The following is a 7,061-nucleotide window of genomic DNA, read 5'->3' on the forward strand; positions in this document are numbered from 1 at the left end:
CAATTCCCGGCACGGACATATAAGTCAACGTCAAAACGAAACTGCGCACATCAACGACGATGCACAAAATTTTATTTACAGATACCACAAACCTACCATTTATTTATTACGTTATCTAAAAAAATCTTTGTCTTTGGTTCATTGCCAACGCGACAATCCTGATCAGACACCAATCGCTACGTCATCTCGACAGATGCAGCCACCGGGTCAAAAATCCAATTTATGAATCAGCGAGTCGCGGGCCTCAGCCTCCTGCGTCGCCTGCCCTATTCCAAAACGACGACAGAGAGTCATGCGAGATATCGTTATTCACACTGAAGCCGACTTCGCCGCCATGAGGTTGGCGGGAAACCTCGCCGCTGCGGCGCTCGACATGATCGGCGAGCATGTGGGCGAAGGCGTCACCACCGCCGAACTGGACCGCATCTGCCACGAATTCGTCGTAGCGAATGGCGGCATACCGGCGTCACTCGGGTATATGGGCTACAACCATGCGACCTGCATCTCGGTGAACGAGGAGGTCTGTCACGGGATACCTGGTTCGCGAACTCTTTCGGCAGGCGACATACTGAACATCGACCTCGCCGTCATTGTCGACGGCTGGCACGGCGATACGAGCCGGATGTACGCCGTCGGCAAGATCAGTTCTCAGGCCATGCGGCTGATCAAGACGACCTACGACGCCATGATGGCGGGAATCAATCTTATCCGCCCTGGAGCAAGACTCGGCGAAGTCGGCTGGGCCATGGAAAAATGTGCGCGGTCTGCGCAGTTCACCGTTGTACGGGATTTTTGCGGACACGGCGTTGGACGCGTATATCACGCAGCGCCGGACGTACTGAACTACGGGCGGCCCGGACGGGGCGCGATCCTTCGCCCGGGCATGTTCCTGACGGTCGAGCCGATCCTGAACATTGGCGGCGACAGCGTCGAAATTCTCGAGGACGGCTGGACCGCCGTAACCGAGGATGGCGGGCTGTCCGCCCAATGGGAGCACACGGTCGCGGTTACGGAGACCGGATTCGAGATATTCACCCTTTCCGCCTGGGAGAAGCGCGCTGCGCCCTCCCAGACAAGTCAGGCTGTCAGATAAGCCCCTCATCCTTCAATGCCGCAATGACCGCCGGTCTGGCGCCGACACGATCCCTGAATGCTTCGGCCGTAGCGAAGCGGGAAATGTCGAAGGATTTGGCGCGCGCCCAATTCAGGATTACGAACGCGTAGGCGTCCGGCTGCGTGAACGTCTCGCCAAGGATGTAAGGCGCTCCGGGCTTCAGAAAAGCCTCAAACTGCGTAAGGCGCAGTTCAATTTTGGCGGCGCCTGCGGCCTTCGCCTCCTCCGTGGGATTCGGCGCGAACAGCGCGCTCATCGCGTTGTGCAGGTCCCCGCAAAAGCCCAGAGCTTCCTGAAGGCGCGCACGCTCCATGGAACCGTAAGCAGGCTTGAACGCCGCAACATCGCTGTGGTCGCCAAGATACTGCATGATCGCGGCGTTCTGGGTCAGGACGACGCCCGGCTCGATCTCAAGCGCTCCAACCGCGCCACGAGGATTGATCTTCAGGAAGTCCTGCCCGGTTTCCGTGGTCTTCGCCCGGAGATCGACTTTCTCAATAGTGAACAGCGCGCCGATCTCTTTGAGAATGATGTGAGGCGCGAGGGAACACGCTCCGGGACTGTAATACAGCTTCATTTCGTTCTCTATCCTTGCGGAACAGCTTTCCTACCCGTGAGGAAAGGCGGCGAATGGATACGACAAGACTGTGCGAAGCGCCATCAGGTTGCCTGCGTCTCAGGTCGTGCGCATACCGCGAACATGCGTTTCCTGCACGACGAAGTCCTCATCCATCACGACGAAATCGGCCCGCAGCCCCGGCGCGATTCGGCCACGGTCATGCAGCCCCAGATAACGCGCCGCGTTGCCGCTCACCAATGCCGCGGCGCGGGGCAGCGACATGCCACCGGCCGTCACCGCATTGCGGAAAGCGACGTCGAGGGTGAGGACGCTGCCCGCAAGCGATCCGTCGGGAAGACGCACGACGCCATCACGGATCATGACAGCCTGCCCGCCCAACGTGCTCTCTCCTTCCGGACCGCCCGCGCCGCGCATGGCGTCAGTCACGAACAGCAAGCGCCCGGGCATGTTGCGTTCGACCAGCCTGAAAGTAGCTGGATGGACATGATGCGTATCGAAGATCATCTCGCCATAGGCGGCGTCACTGCAGATCAGCGCCGTTACCGGACCGGGGCGGCGGCCTTCTATCGGCGACATGGCGTTGAACAGGTGTGTGGCGCCGGGGACGCCGCCCGCCGCGCAGATCGTGCAGATGGCGCGCGCGGCGCCTTCGTAATCGGTCGTGGTGTGCCCCAGGCTGACCCGTACTCCGGCGCGCGAAAATCTGCCGATCGCGTCTTCCGCGTGGTCCAGTTCAGGGGCCAACGTCACCACCTTTACGACGCCCGTGGACAGAGCTTCCTCGACAAGCGCTGGCTCAGGGGCGACGGCGAAAGGCGGCTGCGCGCCCAATTTGTGCGGGCTGACAAACGGGCCTTCGAGGTGGGCGCCGTAAATATCAGGACCGTTCTCGACACCCTGAGCCTTTACCTCCGCGACAGCGCGCAGCGCCGACATGACGTCGGCCCAGGGGCGCGTGATGGTGGTCGGCAGGATGGTGGTCGTTCCGTGCGCAAGATGGAATCGCGAAAGGCGACGGATCGCGTCCGGCCCGTCCATTGTGTCCGCGCCGGCCCCGCCGTGCACGTGTCCATCGATGAATCCCGGAAGGATCAGTCGGCGTGGCGCGGCCAGAAACGGTTCGATCGAGCGAATGACGGAGTCGTAAGTCACGCGTGCCGGGAGCACCTGATCCGGGAGTACGACATGCCCTTCGATGGTCGTCATGGCGGCGCTTTCGTTCCTGTGCTCGTGCTGTCGCAACAGCGGTCGTTCATGCTGCGGTCGCAACATGTGCCTTGCGGTTACACCACAGGGTTCTCGGTATTGGAATATCGGGCCTCGAACCACGCTCCGCCCCGCGCGGCCGTTAATTCGACTTTTGTTTTGCCTGGAACAGGCGATGTGTTCGCCACGACCGGTAAAGGGCATGACACCGCTCCGGGCTCGTGCTTCTATAAAATCATGAATTGTTACGGGGGCGGCGGGACGGCGACGTTTCCTTCGCGCCGGTGACGCCCGCTTTTCTGGCCACGGAGACAGCCCAGCCACAGGCGAGCGGATCGGCGATAGCGCGCCGATGTATGCGCTCTACCTCGGCGGGGCGGAGTCGCCGCCGCCAATGGAGAAATCGACACCGATGACCCCTTCCCGCTTTCTGGTCACTGGCGGCGCCGGCTATGTCGGCAGTCACGTCGTTCTTGCCCTGCTGGACGCCGGTCACGAAGTCGTCGTCTTCGACAGCCTGCGCACCGGCCATCGCGCCGCAGTGCCGCCACAGGTACGCTTTATTCACGGCGATCTGGCCGATCTGCCTTTGCTCGACAGCGTTCTGGCTGACGGGCCATGGGATGGCGTCCTGCATTTCGCGGCCCTCTCCCTTGTCGGGGAAAGCATGGCGCAGCCACTGATGTATATGTCCGCCAACGGCGCGCTGGGGTTCAACCTGATCGACGCATGCGTGCGGCACGGGGTGAAGCGCTTCGTGTTTTCCTCCACCGCAGCCCTGTTCGGCTCCGCCGGGGACGCGCCGATCGACGAAACCACGAACATCGATCCTGGCTCGCCATACGGCGAGAGCAAGCTGGTGGTCGAGCGAGCGCTCTACTGGGCCGACAAGATTCACGGACTGCGCAGCGCCTGCCTCCGTTATTTCAACGCAGCGGGATCCGACCCGCTCGGACGCGCGGGCGAGGACCATCGACCGGAGACGCATCTTATCCCTCTCGTCATCGACGCAGCGCTGGGACGGCGCGACGCCCTGACGCTTTTCGGACAGGATTACCCGACGCCTGACGGAAGCTGCATCCGCGACTACATCCATGTCTCCGATCTGGCTCAGGCGCATCTTGCAGTGTTGCCACTGCTCAAGGAACGTAGCGTCACCTTCAACGTCGGAACCGGACGTGGCGCATCGAATTTAGAAGTCATTCGCAGTGTGGAGCGTGTCAGCGGCCTCACCGTGCCGTGGAACCTTGGCGCGCGACGCCCCGGCGACCCGGCGAGCCTTGTCGCCAGCCCCGCCCTGCTGATGCGCGAAACCGGCTGGCGCCCGGAATATACCGAGTTGGACAAAACCGTCGCGACGGCTCTCGCATGGCGGCAGGACCATCCGGTAGGCTACGGCGATGAATGAATATTTATCGACTGACATCTCCGATGCCGGATCGACGCTCGACGCTTTGATACGCGGGGCGGTCGCGATCAGGGAGCGGGCGTATGCCCCCTATTCCCGCTTTCATGTCGGCGCGGCCCTGCGATGTGATGACGGCCGCGTTTTCGTCGGCTGCAACGTCGAGAACGCGGCTTACCCCGAAGGCGTCTGCGCCGAAGCGGGCGCCATTTCGGCAATGGTGGCGAATGGCGGGCGGCGGATCGTCGAAGCCGTCGTCTGTGGCGGCGACGGCGCGCCCTGCCCGCCTTGCGGCGGCTGCCGGCAGAAACTGAGAGAATTTGGGACCTCGACGTTAAACGTCACGATGGTCGACGGTTCGGGGCGCGTGCTGCTTGTCCGCAGTCTGGCAGAGTTGCTCCCCGACAGCTTTGGACCTGAGAATTTGAGTTGAGAAAGTTTTATATTTCCTCTTACGTTTTGCATTAAATGGGATTTCAGAACCGGTGCTGAAGCGACGCTGTCTGGCGGCGTTTATGGCGGGAGTGGTGCATGCGCTTGCAGCCCATTCTGCCCAAGCGTCGCCCGCCCTCCCCGGCGTCGGCGCCTCCGACGCTCGCAGCGTCGCCAACCCGGACTTGCCCCCGTGGAGCGCTCAGGGGCGGGTTCAGACAGCGCTCGGTGGCCGCTGCACAGGATTTCTGATTGCACCCGACGTCGTGGAAACAGCTGCGCACTGTCTCTACCTCCCCAAAACTGGACACTACATTCAGCCGGAAGACATACATTTCCTGCGCGCCTATAGTCGCGGGCGATATGCCGCTCATGCACGTGTCGCACGTTTCCTCGTTCCACCGGGTTACGATCCGCGAAATGAGGCCGCGACGGCGGCGTATGATCGGGTCACCCTGTTTCTCGACGCGCCCGTCGCAGACAGGCAGCAGACGCTGACAGTGACGCAGGGCCTGCCACAGCCGGGGACGCCTGTGACAATAGGCGGTTATGAACAGGACTATCAGGAAATCCTGATCCGAGACCAAAACTGCCAGGTTACGGCCCTCATTTCCGATCAGGCAGGACACCCAATGATCGCACATGACTGCGCCGCGACGCGGGGCAGCAGCGGCGCGCCCGTCCTGACGCATCAGGGCGATCACTGGGTCGCTCTTGGGGTTCAGGCGCTGGCCAATTCCGGGCGTGGAGGCGTCGCCGCGCCGCTGTCGCAGTAGCTCGGACGGTGTGCGCTATTTTGTGAACGTCACAATGCTAATAGAAGTTATCTCATGCGTTGATAAATAACGGCAAAAGGCAGAAGAATGGGCAAGCGCCCGTGGATGCTCTGAATAGTCGGGTCACACGAGATGCGCCGCCGGAGTATCGGGTCATGAAACCCCTCGCCAATCCCGCGCCGCTTGGCCTTGCGGCCTTCGGAATGACGACCATTCTGCTCAATCTTTGTAACGCGGGTTTCCTGCCGCTGAACTCATCGGTGCTCGCGATGGGCCTCGTCTTCGGCGGCGCTGCGCAGATTTGCGCCGGACTGCTGGAATACCCCAAGGGCAATACGTTCGGGCTGACGGCGTTTACTTCGTACGGCGCCTTCTGGATTTCTCTCGTCGCGTTGATTTTCATGGCGAAACTTGGGCTCGTCGCAGCGGCCACCGCGCCGGCGATGGCCGCCTACCTCGCGTTATGGGGCGTGTTCACCGGGTTCATGTTCATTGGAACCTTGGCCGCCAACCGCGTCCTGCAATTTGTTTTCGCGTCTTTGGCGGTCCTGTTTTTCCTCCTCGCGGCTGGAGAGGCCACGGGCAATATCGCGATCACCCGCTTCGCGGGATTCGAAGGCCTGATCTGCGGCGCCGCAGCGCTATACCTCGCTATGGCTGAGGTAATCGAAGAACAGTTGGGCCACGCAGTCCTTCCTATCGGCGCGCCCCCTAAAGCGACGGCTCTCCATCTGGCCACCGAGCGAGCGGCGGCCTGAGCGACCCGACGCCGCGTCGACACAACTTCGACGCGGCCACATTGGCATCCCTGAAGAAAAACTCTTCCTTCAGAGATCGTGCTTTAGAACGCTTTGTAAGGAAGAAATGTCCCGCTCATGTTCAGGCTGATCGGACTGGCCAATATCGTCTACAACATGCGCCGTTTCCTCTTCCTGCAGCGGATCAGCGCCGCCGCTTGGCAAGCCAGAGAAGGAAATCCTCTCTCCACTCAGGGCGCAGAGCGAAAATCAGCGCCAGGAACCAGCAATCAACATACTGAAAACCGGAAAGCAGACAGAAGGTGAACCAATTAACGGTTCTTCGATCCCTCCATCTCGATGACATTAAGTAGCATATCTCTTTCTATGACTGTTATTATGCTGGCTATAAAACACTGTGTCGAAATAATTCGCCCGAGAAATAGTTTTCTGCGATACAGTGGTTTGATCCACGTAATCGTTCCAGTGTCTCTGATTTTTTCTGCATTTTCTTTTTGGGCAGATACTACGTTCGTCGGAAGCACAACACACGCCGCGATCATTAACTCTGGCACTTGTCCGGCTGGCTTATTGGCAAAACCGACCATGGGCTAGGAGAACATGGGGCTCCTTCGCCGATTCGCGCCCTTTCCGGCCTGCCAGCACCCCACTCGATGCGCATGGATGTTACAGCGGCAAGCCATTGGAAAGGCTGAAAAAAGAAACACTCCCGGAGTTGGGCTCACGGGAGTGTCGGTATCGTTGGTTGCGGGGACAGGATTTGAACCTGTGACCTTCAGGTTATGAGCCT

Annotated in this window: 8 protein-coding genes; 6 read left to right on the plus strand and 2 right to left on the minus strand. The window is 60.6% G+C overall.

The window, feature by feature from the left end; all coding sequences use genetic code 11:
* Nucleotides 1–292: 292 nt before the first annotated feature.
* A complete protein-coding gene (gene map, locus HK28_RS04240; RefSeq protein ID WP_086643365.1) occupies nucleotides 293–1,093 on the plus strand; it encodes a type I methionyl aminopeptidase in 801 nt (266 codons plus the stop codon).
* Here the strand turns inward: map and HK28_RS04245 are convergent.
* A complete protein-coding gene (locus HK28_RS04245; RefSeq protein WP_086643366.1) occupies nucleotides 1,086–1,691 on the minus strand; it encodes a glutathione binding-like protein in 606 nt (201 codons plus the stop codon). The genes map and HK28_RS04245 overlap by 8 nt on opposite strands.
* Before the next feature lie 99 nt (nucleotides 1,692–1,790).
* Nucleotides 1,791–2,900, minus strand: a complete 1,110-nt coding sequence (nagA, locus tag HK28_RS04250; protein WP_086643367.1) for an N-acetylglucosamine-6-phosphate deacetylase — start codon at nucleotides 2,898–2,900, stop codon at nucleotides 1,791–1,793.
* A gap of 412 nt (nucleotides 2,901–3,312) precedes the next feature.
* Between nagA and galE the strand changes: the two genes are divergently transcribed.
* The 5 genes from galE to HK28_RS04280 all read left to right on the plus strand — a co-directional run bounded on the left by galE (nucleotide 3,313) and on the right by HK28_RS04280 (nucleotide 6,577).
* A complete protein-coding gene (gene galE / locus HK28_RS04260) occupies nucleotides 3,313–4,308 on the plus strand; it encodes a UDP-glucose 4-epimerase GalE (RefSeq protein WP_086643387.1) in 996 nt (331 codons plus the stop codon).
* Entirely contained in the window at nucleotides 4,301–4,738 is a 438-nt protein-coding gene (locus HK28_RS04265) for a cytidine deaminase (protein WP_086643369.1), read from the plus strand. The genes galE and HK28_RS04265 overlap by 8 nt, the downstream gene beginning before the upstream one ends.
* 52 nt (nucleotides 4,739–4,790) lie before the next feature.
* Nucleotides 4,791–5,513, plus strand: a complete 723-nt coding sequence (locus HK28_RS04270) for a serine protease (protein WP_233140346.1) — start codon at nucleotides 4,791–4,793, stop codon at nucleotides 5,511–5,513.
* Nucleotides 5,514–5,668: 155 nt separating this feature from the next.
* Nucleotides 5,669–6,271 (plus strand): acetate uptake transporter, encoded by a 603-nt coding sequence (locus tag HK28_RS04275; protein ID WP_086643371.1) that lies wholly within the window; start codon nucleotides 5,669–5,671, stop codon nucleotides 6,269–6,271.
* A gap of 117 nt (nucleotides 6,272–6,388) precedes the next feature.
* On the plus strand, nucleotides 6,389–6,577 hold the full coding sequence (locus HK28_RS04280) for a hypothetical protein (RefSeq protein WP_086643372.1): 189 nt from the start codon (nucleotides 6,389–6,391) through the stop codon (nucleotides 6,575–6,577).
* Nucleotides 6,578–7,061: the final 484 nt, after the last annotated feature.

Source organism: Acetobacter sp. DsW_063 (genome assembly GCF_002153745.1).
Lineage (GTDB): Bacteria > Pseudomonadota > Alphaproteobacteria > Acetobacterales > Acetobacteraceae > Acetobacter.